At 60.2% G+C, this 14,761-nt stretch carries 13 protein-coding genes; 3 read left to right on the top strand and 10 right to left on the bottom strand.

Going from position 1 to position 14,761, the window contains the following annotated elements:
* Positions 1-40: 40 nt before the first annotated feature.
* From H7B67_RS08230 to H7B67_RS08220, 3 genes are all read right to left on the bottom strand, one after another.
* A complete protein-coding gene (locus H7B67_RS08230; protein ID WP_185119328.1) occupies positions 41-1,831 on the bottom strand; it encodes a DEAD/DEAH box helicase in 1,791 nt (596 codons plus the stop codon).
* Positions 1,832-2,016: 185 nt separating this feature from the next.
* Positions 2,017-2,505 carry a hypothetical protein gene (locus H7B67_RS08225; RefSeq protein WP_185119327.1) on the bottom strand — a complete coding sequence of 163 codons (489 nt, stop codon included), beginning with the start codon at positions 2,503-2,505 and terminating at the stop codon, positions 2,017-2,019.
* Between the two features lie 5 nt (positions 2,506-2,510).
* The gene (locus H7B67_RS08220; RefSeq protein ID WP_185119326.1) at positions 2,511-3,062 is read right to left on the bottom strand and encodes an NAD(P)H-dependent oxidoreductase; all 552 of its coding nucleotides are present in this window, start codon (positions 3,060-3,062) and stop codon (positions 2,511-2,513) included.
* Between the two features lie 158 nt (positions 3,063-3,220).
* Here H7B67_RS08220 and H7B67_RS08215 point away from each other — a divergent pair, with 158 nt between their 5' ends.
* Positions 3,221-3,859 carry a biotin/lipoyl-containing protein gene (locus H7B67_RS08215; protein WP_185119325.1) on the top strand — a complete coding sequence of 213 codons (639 nt, stop codon included), beginning with the start codon at positions 3,221-3,223 and terminating at the stop codon, positions 3,857-3,859.
* A gap of 13 nt (positions 3,860-3,872) precedes the next feature.
* Positions 3,873-5,399, top strand: a complete 1,527-nt coding sequence (locus tag H7B67_RS08210) for a DHA2 family efflux MFS transporter permease subunit (protein WP_185119324.1) — start codon at positions 3,873-3,875, stop codon at positions 5,397-5,399.
* Positions 5,400-5,439: 40 nt separating this feature from the next.
* Here H7B67_RS08210 and H7B67_RS08205 read toward each other — a convergent pair whose 3' ends face one another.
* From H7B67_RS08205 to H7B67_RS08185, 5 genes are all read right to left on the bottom strand, one after another.
* On the bottom strand, positions 5,440-7,467 hold the full coding sequence (locus H7B67_RS08205; RefSeq protein ID WP_185119323.1) for an ABC transporter ATP-binding protein: 2,028 nt from the start codon (positions 7,465-7,467) through the stop codon (positions 5,440-5,442).
* A 69-nt stretch (positions 7,468-7,536) separates the two neighbouring features.
* Entirely contained in the window at positions 7,537-9,285 is a 1,749-nt protein-coding gene (locus H7B67_RS08200) for an ABC transporter transmembrane domain-containing protein (protein WP_185119322.1), read from the bottom strand.
* Between the two features lie 513 nt (positions 9,286-9,798).
* The gene (locus H7B67_RS08195; protein ID WP_209649157.1) at positions 9,799-11,094 is read right to left on the bottom strand and encodes a PQQ-dependent sugar dehydrogenase; all 1,296 of its coding nucleotides are present in this window, start codon (positions 11,092-11,094) and stop codon (positions 9,799-9,801) included.
* Between the two features lie 177 nt (positions 11,095-11,271).
* On the bottom strand, positions 11,272-11,439 hold the full coding sequence (locus tag H7B67_RS08190; protein ID WP_185119321.1) for a CxxH/CxxC protein: 168 nt from the start codon (positions 11,437-11,439) through the stop codon (positions 11,272-11,274).
* Between the two features lie 16 nt (positions 11,440-11,455).
* A complete protein-coding gene (locus H7B67_RS08185) occupies positions 11,456-12,742 on the bottom strand; it encodes a S1C family serine protease (RefSeq protein ID WP_185119320.1) in 1,287 nt (428 codons plus the stop codon).
* A gap of 178 nt (positions 12,743-12,920) precedes the next feature.
* Between H7B67_RS08185 and H7B67_RS08180 the strand changes: the two genes are divergently transcribed.
* Positions 12,921-13,142, top strand: coding sequence for a hypothetical protein (locus tag H7B67_RS08180; protein ID WP_185119319.1), 222 nt, complete (start codon positions 12,921-12,923; stop codon positions 13,140-13,142).
* Here H7B67_RS08180 and H7B67_RS08175 read toward each other — a convergent pair.
* Complete coding sequence (locus H7B67_RS08175; protein ID WP_185119318.1) at positions 13,132-13,938, bottom strand: MBL fold metallo-hydrolase; 807 nt, start codon at positions 13,936-13,938, stop codon at positions 13,132-13,134. The two genes, H7B67_RS08180 and H7B67_RS08175, sit on opposite strands and share 11 nt — an antisense overlap.
* A gap of 46 nt (positions 13,939-13,984) precedes the next feature.
* On the bottom strand, positions 13,985-14,749 hold the full coding sequence (gene yycI / locus H7B67_RS08170; protein ID WP_185119317.1) for a two-component system regulatory protein YycI: 765 nt from the start codon (positions 14,747-14,749) through the stop codon (positions 13,985-13,987).
* Between the last annotated feature and the right edge of the window lie 12 nt (positions 14,750-14,761).

Here is a 14,761-nt window from a genome sequence, read left to right as displayed (position 1 = left end):
TCAGGCCGAAACCCGAACCGCCTCTCTGCTAATGCTCCTCTTACCGGGAACGACCGCGAGGAGAGCGGCCCGCTCCGTTGCCGCGGGATTGCCGTCCGCTCGGACCGCCCTTGCCTCCCGCGTTCGCTCCTCCGCGACCTGCTCTGCCGCCCGGCGCGCCGCCACCGCCTTTGCCGCCCCGTCCGCCTTCGAACCCTCTGGCTCCGCGCCCGCTGCCGGCTGCTCCGTCTTTCGCCGCGCCTCTAGGACCGCGCGCGTTGCCCGCGCGGTCATTCGCCGAGGAGCTTCTAGCGCCCCGGTCATTGCCGTAACGGCTGTTCGCCTGGCCTCCAGCGCCCCGGTTGCTGCCGGCTCTGCCGTTCGCAGGCGAGAAGGCTTCTCCGCCGGTTTCGCCGCTCACAACAGCGCCGCTTCCGCCCGAGCGCTTGCGCACCCCCATGCTCGGCCGCTCCCCGGGAGCCGCCGACTTCAGGGAGCCGCCGCTGCGGGAAGCGAACGAGGAGGCTCCTGCACCTGCACCTGCTCCCGCTCCCGTTCCTCTCCGGCCCGAGCCGCCCTGTCCCTTGCCGGCGAACCTTCCGCTTTCGGTTTTGCCCTTGGCGGCGCTTCCGCTGCCTGTTCTGCCGCCGCCGCTGCGGCCGCCGGATCTCCCGCCCGCGGTTCTCCCGCCGCGAGCGGCTCCTCCGTCCTCGCCGAGATCCGCCTCGTCGGGGACGTAAGAGCCATAGGACTGGCGCTCGATTTTCATCCCTATGCCGGTCTCGATTCGAGCCAGCTCCGGGCGGTCCTTCGGCGCGACGAACGTGATCGCGGCGCCCGAGCCGCCCGCGCGGCCGGTCCGTCCGATCCGGTGAATGTAGCTCTCCACGTCATGAGGAACGTCATAGTTATAGACGTGGGTGACGCCTTCCACGTCCAGACCGCGCGCCGCCACGTCCGTGGCGACCAGCAGCTGCAGCTTGGCGTCGCGGAACTTCTTCATGACCTGTTCCCTCTTCGCTTGGGAGAGATCGCCGTGGAGCTCGTCGCTCTCGAAGCCCATCTGCTGCAGCGCCTCGTTCAGCGTGTTCGCCCGGCGCTTCGTCCGGCAGAAAATCATGCCGAGATAAGGCCTCGTATCCTTGATCGTCTCCACGAGCGCCGCTTGCTTGGCCCGATCGGTCGTCTCGATGACGAGCTGCGAGATATCCTTGACGGTAACCTGCTTCGCCTTGACCGTCACTTCCTCCGGCTTGCGCAGGATGCGTCCCGCCAGCTCGCGAATCGTTCCCGGCATCGTCGCCGAGAACAGCAGCGTCTGCCGCTGAGAGGACGTATGCCGCAGAATTTCCTCCACCTCGCCAAGGAAGCCCATGTGCAGCATCTGGTCGGCCTCATCGAGAACGAGCGTCTGCACGCTGAAGAGCGATACCGTCTCCCGGCGAAGGTGGTCGAGCAGTCGTCCCGGCGTCGCGATAATCAGATGAATGTTGCCCTTCAGCTTAAGAAGCTGAGCCTCCACGTCTTGCCCGCCATATACCGGCAGAACCCGGATGCCTTCCTCCGGCCCGATCAATTGCTTCACTTCATTCGTGATCTGAAGAGCCAGCTCCCGCGTCGGGGTCACGATCAGCCCCTGAAGCTTATCCGACTTCACGTTGATCCGATCCAGCATCGGCAGCACGAACGCCAGCGTCTTTCCCGTTCCCGTCTGGGCCTGTCCGATGACGTCCCGTCCCTGAAGCACGAGCGGAATCGCCGCCTCCTGAACCGGAGTCGGCTTCTGTATTCCTTGAGCGGTCAACCGGGCAACCCGGTCTTCCGAGATTCCTAACTGAGCAAAACCTGTCACTGAAGCACCTCATTCGCGTTAAGCGTTCTTTTCCCATTTCGGTTTCCATGGATTACCCTTATCGTACCATATCGAAGCCCGTTCGGACACCAAGCTTAAAAGTCAAGCCAAGCTTAGCCTACCCCTCCGGCAGCGCAAACAGCCCGCACCCCTATCGTTCCGGGCGCAGGCCATAAGCATCGCTTCTATTCCCCGTCCCTGCGCTCCCGCTTCATTTTCCGCAAGGCGTCCCGGTAGTCGTTGTCGTTGATCGTCGCGGATCCCGTCCGTGCCGTTTCCTCCTTGAACGCCGCCGAACGGCGTTTGTCCCCGGAACTCATGTCCCTCAGCGCTCCCCGGAAGCTCACGTCCATTCCCGTCGGGCTTCTCCGAGCCCCCGTCCCAGCTTCGGCCCGCTCTTCCGCTCCCGGCTTCCAGTCCGACTTCCTCGGCTTCTCTCCGGCATCGGCGCTCAAATCCGCGAACCCGGCCGCTCCCTTCTCCAGCGTCGCGACCGCGATCGGATTCGGCTCCTCCCTTCCCACCGTTCCTTCCCGAACGGCCTCGTCCATCGAATCCTCGCCACCCGCCGTCTCCGCGGGAGGAGCCTTGCGCTTCTTCGCGGTGCGAACGTTGAACACGACAAGCAGCAGGATGACGATGACGACGACGACCAAATAAGCGATGATCAGCATCCCGTTTATCCCCCTTGGCCGGAGGTGAACCTCGCGGTCAGCATCGCCACGCGGCGTCCCAATGCCCGACCTAACGCAAGCTCGTCCTCGGAAGGCAGATTCGGAGGATCGTTCGGAGAGGCTTCGACCGGGCAGGTGATGCCGACCCCGTAATAAGAGCCGTACAGCGCATTCTCCGGAACGGTTGCCGGAAGGCCGGCGATAATCATTCCCTGGTGCAGCATCGGGGTGATCAAATTCAGCAGAGTCGCCTCTACGCCTCCGTGCTCGGTAGCCGTCGTGCAGAAGACCGCTCCGATCTTGTCCACCAGCTTCCCGTTCGCCCACAGGTACCCCAGCTTGTCGATCCAGGCCTTTAAGCCGGAGCTTATCGTGCCGAAATGCCCGGGGCAGCCCCAGATGATCGCGTCCATCCGGTCCAATACGTGAACGTCCGCCCGCTCCACATGGTGAAAATGAACCTTAGCCCCTCCGACGCTCCGGGCACCCTGGGCAATCGCTTGGGCCAACGCTTCCGTATGTCCATCCTCGCTGTCGTAGACCACGTAAATGTTCATTCGCTAACCTCCACCTCTAACGATTGTGTTAGGATGACCCATTGGCATTCGAATATGCTTCTTCCATTTTTGGCTCGGAAGGCATATCCGCCCTGCGGCGGTGGCAAGCTACAGCCAATCGAGGAGATTCTGAACATCGAGAAGAGGAGATTGCCCCTATGAAAAGCTCTAAGCTTGTCTTGATCAATTTGATCGTCATCCTGCTGCTTGTTGCGGCCGGCGGCATTGCCATCTATTACTATCTGCAATCGGTCAACTATATTACGACGAGCAACGCGAAGATCGACGGCCAAGCGGTCACCGTCTCCTCCCCCGGAGCCGGCACTCTGTCGTCATGGAACGGCAATGTCGGAGACACCTTTACCGCCGGGCAGCAGCTAGGAGCCGTGCAGACCCAAACGGGGACCGAGCCGATCCGGGCCCCGGGCGCCGGAACGATCGTTCAGTCGAGCGCCGTCGTTAACACCGCGGTAGGACAAGGCACGGCTCTGGCACGCATCTACGATCTGACCAACCTATGGGTAACCGCCAACATCTCGGAGAAGGACATCGGCGACGTCAAGCTCGATCAGACCGTCGACGTGTACGTGGACGCGTTCGCCGGAACCGACCTGACGGGCAAGGTGTCCCAGATCGGCCTCGCGACGGCGGGAACGTTCTCCCTGCTGCCGACGTCCAACACCACCACCAACTACACGAAGGTAACCCAGGTCATTCCGATCGCCGTGAAGCTGGACGGCTATCGCGGATTGGCCCTCGCTCCCGGGATGAGCGTCAAAATCAAGATCCACAAGTAGGGAGAGAAGCGGCATGGTCAACAATAGAGGAACGACGGTCGCCGTTCTGATCTTCGGGATGTTCGTGGCCATCCTGAACCAGACGATGATCAATGTCGCCATCCCCAAGATGATGATCGACCTGAACGTCTCGACGACGACGATCCAATGGCTGTCGACCGGGTTTATGCTCGCCAACGCCGTCATGATTCCGATCAGCGCGTTCCTGATGGAGTCGATTCCGACCCGAATTCTGTTCGTCTCGGCCATGAGCCTGTTCACGGTCGGCTCCTTCGTCTGCGGCATCGTCTCCAGCTTCGGCCTTATCCTGTTCGGCCGGATCATCCAGGCGATCGCCGCCGGCATCATGATGCCGCTCGTCACGAGCATTTTCCTCCGCATCTTCCCTCCGGAGCAAATGGGGAGAGCCATGGGCATGATGGGCGTCGCGATGATGTTCGCGCCCGCGCTGGGGCCTACCTTCGCCGGATGGATTATCGAGCACTTCTCCTGGCGCATTCTGTTCTTCGTGATGGTTCCGCTGGGGCTGCTCGAGGTCGCTCTGGCCGCCCGTCTTCTTCCGAACGTGCTGAAGCTCACGAACCCGAAGCTCGATTGGCCGGGTGTGGTCTTCTCCACGATCGGCTTCGGCTCCCTTCTATACGGGCTTAGCGAAGCGGGCAGCAAAGGCTGGGGAAGCCCGGTCGTGCTCTCCACCATCGCGGTGGGCATCCTGTTCCTCGTCTTCTTCGTCTGGAGGCAGCTCACGGCGAAGCAGCCTCTGCTGAACCTGCGGGTGTTCGGCGTCTATCTGTTCTCGATGACGACGCTCGTCAGCGTTGCCGTCAACATAGCCATGTTCGGGGCGATGCTCCTGCTGCCGATCTACATTCAGAACATCCGGGGCTACACCGCTCTCGAGTCCGGGCTGCTCATGCTGCCGGGAGCGATCGTGATGGGAATCATGTCGCCGATCTCCGGCACTCTCTACGACAGAATCGGCGTTCGTCCGCTCGCCGTCATCGGGCTCGCGATCACGGCCGTCGCGACCTACGAGTTCACCCGATTGACGGACGGCACGCCTTACTCGCATCTGATGCTTCTGTACATGCTGCGCAGCTTCGGCATGTCGTTCATCATGATGACGGTCATGACCTCCGGCCTGAACGCCCTTCCGATCACCCTGAAGAGCCACGGGAGCGCCGTCTCCAATACCGTCCGCCAAGTCGCAAGCTCGCTCGGCACGGCGCTGCTCATCACGGTGGAATCGACGCGGACCAACGCGCACACCGCCGCCTACGTCAATAGCGTGACCTTGAACAATTCCATCGAGGCGGAGAACTTCGTCGGCTTCGAGAACGCCATTGCCGCGCTGACCGGGCTGTCGCCGGAGGTCGGCGCCGCCTATGCCGTCTCATTATTGAACGGCATGGTGTCCAAGCTCTCCGTGATCCAAGGCATCAACGACTCCTTCGTGGTGGCGATGCTGGTGACGCTGCTCGGCCTCTTCTTCTCGCTCTTCCTCTCCAGGCCGAAGAAACAGCCGAGTCCGGCGAAATAAGCAAAAGAGCCCGCGCAACCGAATGCGCGGGCTCTTGCTTTTATACGCTTAGCACGGGAGAGGCGGCTCCGCCCAGCTGAAGCTGGTACATGCCGTAATACTTGCCCTTCTGCTCCATCAGCTCTTCGTGGTTGCCCCGTTCGACGATCTCGCCGTGGTCGAGCACGAGAATCTGATCGGCCTGGCGGATCGTCGACAGCCGGTGAGCGATAACGAACGTCGTACGTCCCTTCTTCAGAACGTCGAGCGCCGCCTGGATAATCGCTTCCGTCTCGGTATCGATGCTGGCCGTCGCTTCGTCGAGGATCAGGATGGCCGGGTCGTAAGCGAGCGCCCGGGCGAAGGAGATAAGCTGGCGCTGGCCGGCGGACAGCGTGCTGCCCTTCTCGATGACCGGCTCGTCGATTCCTCCGGGCAGGCTCTGGAACATGTCGTACGCTCCGACGTCCTTCAGCGCCTTCACGACCGTCTCCCGGCTGATCGCCGGATTGTCGAGGCTGACGTTCGAAGCGATCGTACCCGTGAACAGGAACGGATCCTGCAGCACGATTCCCATATGCTGGCGGATATGCTGCTTCGGAGTCTCGCGAATGTCGATGCCGTCTACCGTGATGCTGCCCTTCTCGATGTCATAGAAACGGAACAGCAGGTTCAGAATCGAGCTCTTCCCCGAACCGGTGTGGCCGACAAGCGCGACCGTCTGTCCTTGCTTCGCTTCGAACGAGATGTTCTTCAGCACGTACTCGTTGTCCTTGTAGGCGAAGGTAACGTCCTTGAAGCTGACCTCGCCCTTGTAGCGGTCTATCTTCCCGGTCGCCACGTCGATTCCCGGTTCGTCCATCAGCTGGAAGACGCGCTCCGCCGAGATGCGGGCCGTCTCGAGGTTCGACAGCTGGTTGACGATCCCTACGATCGGCTGGAACATTCGGTTCATGTAATCGACGAAGGCATATAGCACGCCGACCGTAATGGCGCTGCCGAGATGATCGCCCCAGAACAGCCAGATGACGGTAATGAAAATGATGTTCCGAATGACGTTGACCAGATTGTGCGAAGTGATGGAATTCAGGCTGAGCATCTTCTTCTGGTATGTGTAGAACTCTTTGTTATGCCCGTCGAATTCCTCCATCATCTGCTTCTGCCGGCGGAAGGCCTGGATGATCGGCATGCCGTTGATCGACTCGTTGATCATCGCGTTGATGTCGCTGATCTTCGCCCGGATGATGCGGTTGTATCGTTCCGCGAACTTGCGATAGACGTAAATCCACGCGAACAGGATCGGAACGATCGGCAGCGCGATCAGCGCCAGCGTCGGGCTGAGCAGGAACAGCGCGCCCAGAATCGCCGCCATGTAGATGGCTCCGGAGAAGAAGTTCGCCAGAACGGCGACGTACAGCTCGCGGATCGTCTCCGTGTCGTTCGTGATCCTCGAGACGATCTTGCCCGCCGGCAGGTTGTCGAAGTACTGCACCGACAGCCTCTGAGAGTGCGCGAACACGTCCTCCCGCAGCTTCTGGACGATCCGGTTCGCCGACGTCTGGAGCAGCATCCGTTGTCCGTAGGTGAATGCCGCCGCCAGAACCAGCAGTCCGAAGTAGGAGACCGCGAGGGTCAGCAAGCCCGGAATCTCCGGCTTATAGAAGCGGTATACCTCATCCTTGGACAGCCGCGTCACCGCGTAAGTCGCTGCCGCGCCTTCCTTAGGCGTGACGGTCATCGTGCCGCCTTCGACCTCGCGCTTCCCGTCGACAACCGTCTCCCCTTCGTACCAATAGAAGCTGCGTCCGGCCTGCAGCACGCGAACCGGTGCGCCCTTGGCTTCGTCCGCCGCGAGATGATCCTCCCGCTTGTAATACTTGCCGTTATATTCGACCCTCTTGTCGCTGGTCTCGCTCACCTCGTACCAGGTTTTCTCGATGCCGAGAATGTTCTGGTCGATCATTCTCTTGGCGATGACCGGACCGATCAGCTCCACGCTGATCGCGAGCAGCAGGAAAGCTAGAGCAAGCAGGATCGATTTCTTATAGAACATGGCATATTGGAACAGCCTCTTGCCCGTCGTTCCCATGGTTTGAACACCTTCAATCTTCGTTAAGAATTCATGCCGTTGCGAGTTGCCGATGGCCGAAGCCTCCGGTCAGGAGGCATCGACCAGAGCTTCCAGCTGCTGGCGGTCGAATTGCTCCTTGTACCAGCCGCCCCAAGCGAGAAGCTGCTCGTGCGTGCCTTCCTCGACGACTTGGCCTTCGTCGAGCACCAGAATCCAATCCGCATGCTGCACGGCGGACAGCCGATGCGTCGTGATGATCGTGGTCTTGCCCGCGCGTTCCGTGCGGATGCCTTCGATGATCTCCGCCTCGGTCTTCGCGTCGACGGCCGACAGGGCGTCGTCGAGCATCAGGATCTCGGGGTCGGCGATGAGCGCGCGGGCGATGCTCACCCGCTGCTTCTGGCCGCCCGACAGCGCGACGCCCTTCTCTCCGACAAGCGTCTCCAGCCCTTGCGGCAGGAAGCGGATGTCCTTCGCGAACGAAGCCCGCTCCAGCGCGCGCTGAATGTCCTCCTCGGTAGCGTTCTCGGAGCCGAACAGAATGTTCTCCCGGATCGTGCGCGAGAACAGGATCGGGTTCTGCGGCACATAGCCGATCCAGCCGAGCAGGCGATCGATCTCGAGCTTCCCGAGCGGAACCCCGGAGATCTCGATCTCCCCTCTTCCAAGAGGATACTCGCGAAGCAGCTGCTTCAGAAGCGTCGTCTTGCCGCTGCCCGTTCGCCCGACGATGCCGAGCGTCTGGCCCGGCTTCAGCCGGAAGTTGACGTTCACGAGGTTGTCGATCGTGGAGCTCGGGTAGCGGAAGGTAACATCCTTGAACTCGATGCCTTCCGGCTTCCCGACGGCAACGAGCTCTTCGCCGTCGTCGACGTCCGGCTTGTAGCCGAGCGTCTCGGTTACGCGGTCCAAGGAGGCGTTGCCCCGCTGCATGATGTTGATAAGCTCGCCGATGGCGAACATCGGCCAGATGAGCATCCCGAGGAACACGTTGAACGAGACGAGCTCGCCGAGCGTGATTTCGCTCTTGAACACCAAGTAACCGCCATAGCACAATCCGATGATGTAGCTGAGGTTAACGAGAATTTTGTTGGACGGCTCGAATAGCGAATCGATCCGGGCGACCGCCAGATTCTTGTTCAGCACGTCGTTCGTCTTGGCATGGAACCGCTCGCGGTCCGCTTCTTCCTGCACGTAAGCGCGAACGACGCGAACTCCGGATACCGACTCCAGAACCTGGTCGTTCAGCTCGCCGAACGCGTCCTGAGCGCTCATGAAGCGGTCGTGGATCTTCTTCCCGAGAACCGTCATCAGCAACGCCAGAATCGGAAGCGGCAGCAGCGCCGCCAGCGTCAGCTTCCAGCTGATGAGCACGACCATCATGAAGAGGATCGTCAGCATGAAGATGGAGGAATCGATCAGCGTCAGAATGCCGAAGCCGGCCGTATTCGAGATCGCCCACAGGTCGTTCGTGGCCCGGGCCATCAGGTCGCCCGTCCGGTTGCGCTCGTAGAACGTCGGCGTCATCTTGAGGAAATGGCGCATGAGCCGCTTCCGCATCAGCCTCTCGAGCAAGAACGCCCCCCCGAAGAGCTGGTACATCCACACGTAAGTGATGCCATAGCCCACGACCGTGATTCCTACCCAGATCAGCAAGACCTCGAGGAAGCCTTGCGTTCCCAGCGTTCCTTCGTGGATGCGGTCGATCGTATCCCCGAGCAGGCGCGGCGGAATAACCTCCAGAATGCCGACGGCGATCAGAAGGAAGACGGCCAGGCTGTACCTTTTCCAATGGAGTTTAAAAAACCAGCCTAACTTGCGTAAAACAGTGAACACTCGTTTGTCACACCTTTCCGCGGATCGGTATCCGCTTGAAGCCTCAAACCCATAATCGATAAAAAAGAGCGTACCGCCCGCAAGCGATACGCCCCGCACCGCCAAGAGAACGTTTGTTCGCTTAATGCGGCGTAAGAAAGGCGCACGATTACGGGAACGTAACCATGCGCCTTGGAAGAATTAACCAAGTTAGTCGAGCGCAATGGGATTACGTCCAGTTATGCGGTTGCGATGAGGAAACGCAGGAACAATCATTAGGTTAAGCATGGGACGCAATCCTCCTTTCGATTTGTGAAATCTATTTGACACTTTATCATCGACCCGAGGGGACTGTCAATCGGCCCCAAGGCATTTTTTAAGAAATTTAACACTTATTTTAAGAACCTTTATTCACAGCGGATAACTAAGCAAAAACGCCTTCGGCGTCCTTAAGATGCCGGAGCAGCTTTGCGTTAACGATTCAGGCAATGTTATAGGTGATTACTTATACATTCCGAATCGTAGGAAAATGCCTCATTCGCCGAGGACAAGCCGGTAGATCTCGTCGGGAGTGCAGAGGTACAGCTCCCCGCTTCCGTCCGTTCCGAAGGAGGTGATGTTGCGCTTGGACTCCAGCAACAGCTCGTTCTGCGGCTTGCCGCTCTCGGGAACGCGAAGCGCCCAGATCCTGCCCGAGACGTAATCGCCGTACACGTACCAGCCGTCCAGCGCCGGGATGGCGTCTCCGCGGTAAACGTAGCCCCCGGTAACGGACTGTCCCTCGTCGCGGCCGTACTCCCAGACCGGTTCGGCGAGTCCTTCCGGCTCGCACCCCTCCGCGGGCTCGAAGCAGGCCGTCCCCTCCTTGACGTTCCATCCGTAATTGCCGCCGCTTACGATCCAGTCGATCTCCTCGATCTCGTTCTGCCCGACGTCGGCGGCCCACAGCCTGCTCGTCGCGGAATCGAAGCTGAACCTCCAGGGATTGCGAAGGCCGTAGGCGTAGATCTCCGGAGCTCCGCCTCCCTTCGCGAAGACGTTGTCCGCCGGAATCGCGTAAGGCTTCCCCGCCTCCGTCCGGTCGACGTCGATCCGCAGGATTTTGCCCAGCAGCGTATCCTTGTTCTGTCCGTTGCCATGGGGGTCGCCCGCGCCCCCGCCGTCACCCGTGCCGATATACAGGCAGCCGTCCGGCCCGAACGCCAGCTGGCCGCCGTTGTGGTTCGGATAGGGCTGCTCGAACGTCAGCAAGACCTCTTCCGTTCCCGGATTCGCCGCGCCCTTGTCGGCATGGAACCTCGAGATCACCGTGTGCGTTCGCGTCGTATAGTTGACGTAGATAAGGCCGTTGGTCTCGTAATCCGGGTCGAACGCCAGCCCCAGCAAGCCCTGCTCGGAGCCTTCGCCGAAGACGCGGTCCCGAACGTCCAGGAAGATCGAATCCTCCTCGGAACCGCTAAGAGGAACCCTGACGATGCGCCCCGCCTGCTCCAGCACATAGAGCGAATCCTCTTCTCCGGGAGCGTGTTCGATGCCGGCTAGCGACTCGTAAGCCATCTTAGGCTTGAGCGGCTCAAGCTCGAGACGAATCGCGTTCAGCCCGCTCCCCGGCTTCTCTCCGGATGCTCCTCCCGACGCTTTAGCGGGCGTTTCTCCCGGCTCTTCCCCGGTCGCTTCTCCCGCCGTTTCGTTCTCCGACGCGATCGGCGGCGGCGAACTAGCCGGCGGCGGCTTCCGGCTCCGATTCTCGCAGGAAGCCAGCAAGACTAGACACACCAGCAATAGGGGCATTAACCCGAGCAGCCAAGCTTGTCTCCCTCGTTCTCTCATTCCATCCGGGCTCCTCTCCGTTCGCGTGATTCCCTTCCAGTTTAACCTGGCGTGAGCCTCAAGGACAGTAACCCTGCTCCTATTAAGGACGACATCGCCATGACGACGCCAAACGCGCAAACGCCGTCGCTCCCAAGGGAACAACGGCGTTTGCGCTCATTCGGCTATGGCGAACCGCTATACGATTAGAATCTCCGCGGGACCGTCGCACCACTGGCAGTGCTTCGGCTTCTCCCACGCGCTGAAGGACGTCTCGCCCAGATTGACCAGGTCGGGCGCATCCTCGTATTCGTCGACGAACTTATCGATCGCCAGTTCCACATGCTCTTTGCACACGCAATACATAGAGTGCAGTTCCTTCCTATTCAGAGTCCTCGCTCTTCTCCGTCAGCTTAACGGTGAGCTCCTGAAGCTTCCCGTCGCGATAATACGATACCGTAAGCGATTCCCCGATTTTCTTCCGATTATACAAATACTTGCGCATTTCGATCGTATCGTCGATCGCTTGGCCATCGAATTTGACGATCAAGTCGTTCAGCTTCAGTCCCGCTTCCTTCGCCGGACCTACCGCCTCAAGCACGAGAACTCCCTTTTTGACCCCGTCCGGCACCGGAATCTCATCCAGCTTCTGATCCTCCGGCAGCTGCTCGGCTTCCGGGTCCTCCTCGATCAGCTTCTGCTCCTCGAGCGAGTCGAGGTAGGAAGAGAAGTTCATCGAGTAAATGCCCAGGTAAGGGCGCAGCACCTTGCCGTTCTCGAGCAGCTCCGCGATGACCGGCATGGCGTCGTTGATCGGGATGGCGAAGCCGATTCCCTCGACTCCCATATCGGCCACCTTCATGCTGTTGATGCCGACCAGCTTCCCGTTCAGATCGACGAGCGCCCCGCCGCTGTTGCCGGCGTTGATCGCCGCGTCCGTCTGAATGACTTCCTCTTCCCAGTCGTACACGCCGTTCTGGTTCAGCGAGATCGGAATGACCCGATGAAGATTCGACACGATGCCCGAGGTGAGCGAATCGCCGAAGCCCAGCGGATTGCCGATCGCGATCACCGTCTCGCCTTCCCGCAGCGCCTCCGAATCCCCGATCGTCGCCACGACGTCGATGCCGGCCGCGTCGGTCTCCAGCACGGCGAGGTCGGTTATCGTGTCCTTCCCGACGATCTTCGCCGGGAGCATCTTGCCGTCGACCAGGACGACCTGCACCTCCGCCGCGTTCTCCAGCACGTGCGCGTTCGTGATGATCCGCGCCTTGCCGTCCTTCTTCTCGAAGATGACGCCGGAGCCCAGGCTCGCGTTCTCCAAGGATTCCTCTTCGTCCGGATCGCTTGCCTTCGTCCGGTTGATGATGCTGACGACGGCGGGGCGGATCTTCGCCGAAGCGGTTATCGTCCTCTCGGACGTCTCCATGATCGGAGCCGAGCTTACGACCTGCGCCCTTCCGCCGCCTCCGCCGCCGTGGTCGAGGAACAGCGTGAACACGATGGCGACGACGAGCGAGCTGGCCAAGGAGGAGACGAGCGCCACCTTGAACATGGAGCCGTAGCGGTCCCTGCCGAAGTCGTAGGATTTACTTCTTCCAAACCGAAACTCCCTGCGGGTCTTCCGCTTCACCCGCGTCGAGTAGAAATCGTCGTCGAACCAGCCCATTCCCTGCACCATCCCGTCGTCTAGGGAGCCTGAACCCCAGTTGTTGCCGTCCTCTATTATATCGTTCGATCAATCGGAATATCTTTGTTGGATTTGACTAAAATACTAATAGAATTGCTAGAAGGAAGCAAGGCAATGAGGGAACTTATTCTTTATGTAAAGAAAGGAAGTCCTGCCAATGAAGCCTTCCGTTCTGCCCGACGCCATTCTGGAGCTCGCCGCCCGCCTCTCCCAGCTGAAGGAGGATCACTATCGGCAGCTTGTCGTTCTCGATTCCCTGATCGAGCTGCTCGTCGAGAAAGGCATCCTGTCCCCCGATGAGCTAAGCCGCAAAGCCGAGGAAAGCGAAGCCGCCATGGAGCTCGAGGCCGAGTCCGGCCGATCCGCTTCTAGCTCTTGACCAGATCCCACGGGGTCGGCTTGTCGTAGTAGGTCTCGCACAGGGAGAATTCATTCTCGTGATAGAAAATGCCGCTATCCTCCAGAACGTTCGTCACGGTCATCTTGGCGAGGTCCATCAGGTTGTGCTCTTGGCTGAGGTGGGCGAGGTAAACCCGGCGCGTCGCTCCGTCCGACAGCAAGGCGCGGAGCGCTTCTCCCGCCGCTTCGTTCGAGAGGTGCCCGCTATCCCCGAGAATCCGGCGTTTGATATTCCAAGGGTATCTTCCCATGCGAAGCATGTTCACGTCATGGTTCGATTCCAGCACGAGCACGTCCGAATTCCTCAGCTGATTCATGACCCTATCGCTGACATAGCCGAGATCGGTGGCGAGAGTGAGCTTGCGTCCCCCGGACTGGAAGCAGTAGCCGACCGGCTCCGCTGCGTCGTGGGAGATTCCGTACGATTCGATTCGAAGATCGAACAGCTCCATCACGCTGTCCGTCGGCAGGATGCGCCTCTGCGACTCCTCGATTTCGCCGACGTGCTTCTGCATCGCGACCCAAGTTTTCTCGTTGGCGTAGATCGGCAGCTTGAACTTGCGGGCGAACGCCCCGAGCCCCTTGATATGATCGGAATGCTCGTGGGTGACGAGGATGGCGTCGAGATCGCTTCCGGACACCTCCCGCTCTCTCATCAACTCTTCTATTCTCTTAGCGCTTAAACCGACATCTACTAGAACGGTAGCCGCATCCGACGACACGACCGTCGCGTTGCCGGTCGAGCCGCTGGACAGTACCGTAAATCGAAGTCCCATGCTGTCGTCCTCTTTCTGTTATTATCTCCCCTGCGCCGCTCCCGGTTTATTCCGGGAGCCCGGCGCCGCCTGTCTTCTCTTTATCCGTCACGACTTCGCCGCTGATGGCGTTCACGTAATATACTTCTCCGTCGTCCAGCAGAACCCTCCAGGAAGGCGCGGCGAGTTGAATCTCCGAATCGAAAATCTGGCCGTGGTACCCGAGCTGAATCTCGCGAATCGTCGATCCCGCCGGCAGATAGCTGGCGATCAGCTTCGCCACCGCCATCGTCGCGGGAAGCACCTTCTGCCGCTTCGAGTCTTCCGGCGACAAGCTCTCGACCACGTCCTGGCGATAGGCCGTTATTTTCTGCTCGCTATAGTAGAACTCGATATTGATATCGAAGATCGGCCACCCGTCGAACGTCCGGTTGAGGACGAAGACGCCGTCTCCGCTGCCCAAGCTGTACAAGTGATATTGGTTCAGCTCGGGAATGACCGATCCGAGCGCCGTCTCGAGCTCCTCGTCGAAATACACGACCCGCGTATTGGGCTGAGGATTCAGCATGATCCGGGCTCCGGTGCCGCTCGTCGGCGTCTCCTTGAGAGAATAGGTGAGCTGCTCCAGCATCTCGGGCGTCTCCGTCGGAATCTCGGCTTCCACGCGAATGCCCTTCGAGCTCATCGCCTGCTGCGTCTCGGGAGGCAGCGAGGTCCAATCGACGGCCGAGTCGATTCGCTCCCGCCATTCCATCCACAGCTGATAGCCCAGAACCATGTTAAGCAGCAGAAAAGCGATAATAAGCACGCTTTTGGCTCGACCCCAATCCATCCTCGCCCCTCC

The organism is Cohnella thailandensis (assembly GCF_014212135.1).
Classification (GTDB): Bacteria; Bacillota; Bacilli; order Paenibacillales; family Paenibacillaceae; genus Cohnella; species Cohnella thailandensis.
Note: the sequence above shows the minus strand (reverse complement) of the source record. Positions and strands in the feature narration are given on the sequence as shown.

Bases quoted from the DNA above. Each gene is read 5' to 3' on its own strand.
- H7B67_RS08225 (WP_185119327.1), bottom strand. From the start codon at position 2,505: ATGCTGATCATCGCTTATTTGGTCGTCGTCGTCATCGTCATCCTGCTG.
- H7B67_RS08210 (WP_185119324.1), top strand. From the start codon at position 3,873: ATGGTCAACAATAGAGGAACGACGGTCGCCGTTCTGATCTTCGGGATG.
- yycI (WP_185119317.1), bottom strand. From the start codon at position 14,749: ATGGATTGGGGTCGAGCCAAAAGCGTGCTTATTATCGCTTTTCTGCTG.
- H7B67_RS08185 (WP_185119320.1), bottom strand. From the start codon at position 12,742: ATGGGCTGGTTCGACGACGATTTCTACTCGACGCGGGTGAAGCGGAAG.
- H7B67_RS08215 (WP_185119325.1), top strand. From the start codon at position 3,221: ATGAAAAGCTCTAAGCTTGTCTTGATCAATTTGATCGTCATCCTGCTG.
- H7B67_RS08195 (WP_209649157.1), bottom strand. From the start codon at position 11,094: ATGAGAGAACGAGGGAGACAAGCTTGGCTGCTCGGGTTAATGCCCCTA.
- H7B67_RS08205 (WP_185119323.1), bottom strand. From the start codon at position 7,467: ATGGGAACGACGGGCAAGAGGCTGTTCCAATATGCCATGTTCTATAAG.
- H7B67_RS08190 (WP_185119321.1), bottom strand. From the start codon at position 11,439: ATGTATTGCGTGTGCAAAGAGCATGTGGAACTGGCGATCGATAAGTTC.
- H7B67_RS08175 (WP_185119318.1), bottom strand. From the start codon at position 13,938: ATGGGACTTCGATTTACGGTACTGTCCAGCGGCTCGACCGGCAACGCG.
- H7B67_RS08220 (WP_185119326.1), bottom strand. From the start codon at position 3,062: ATGAACATTTACGTGGTCTACGACAGCGAGGATGGACATACGGAAGCG.
- H7B67_RS08180 (WP_185119319.1), top strand. From the start codon at position 12,921: ATGAAGCCTTCCGTTCTGCCCGACGCCATTCTGGAGCTCGCCGCCCGC.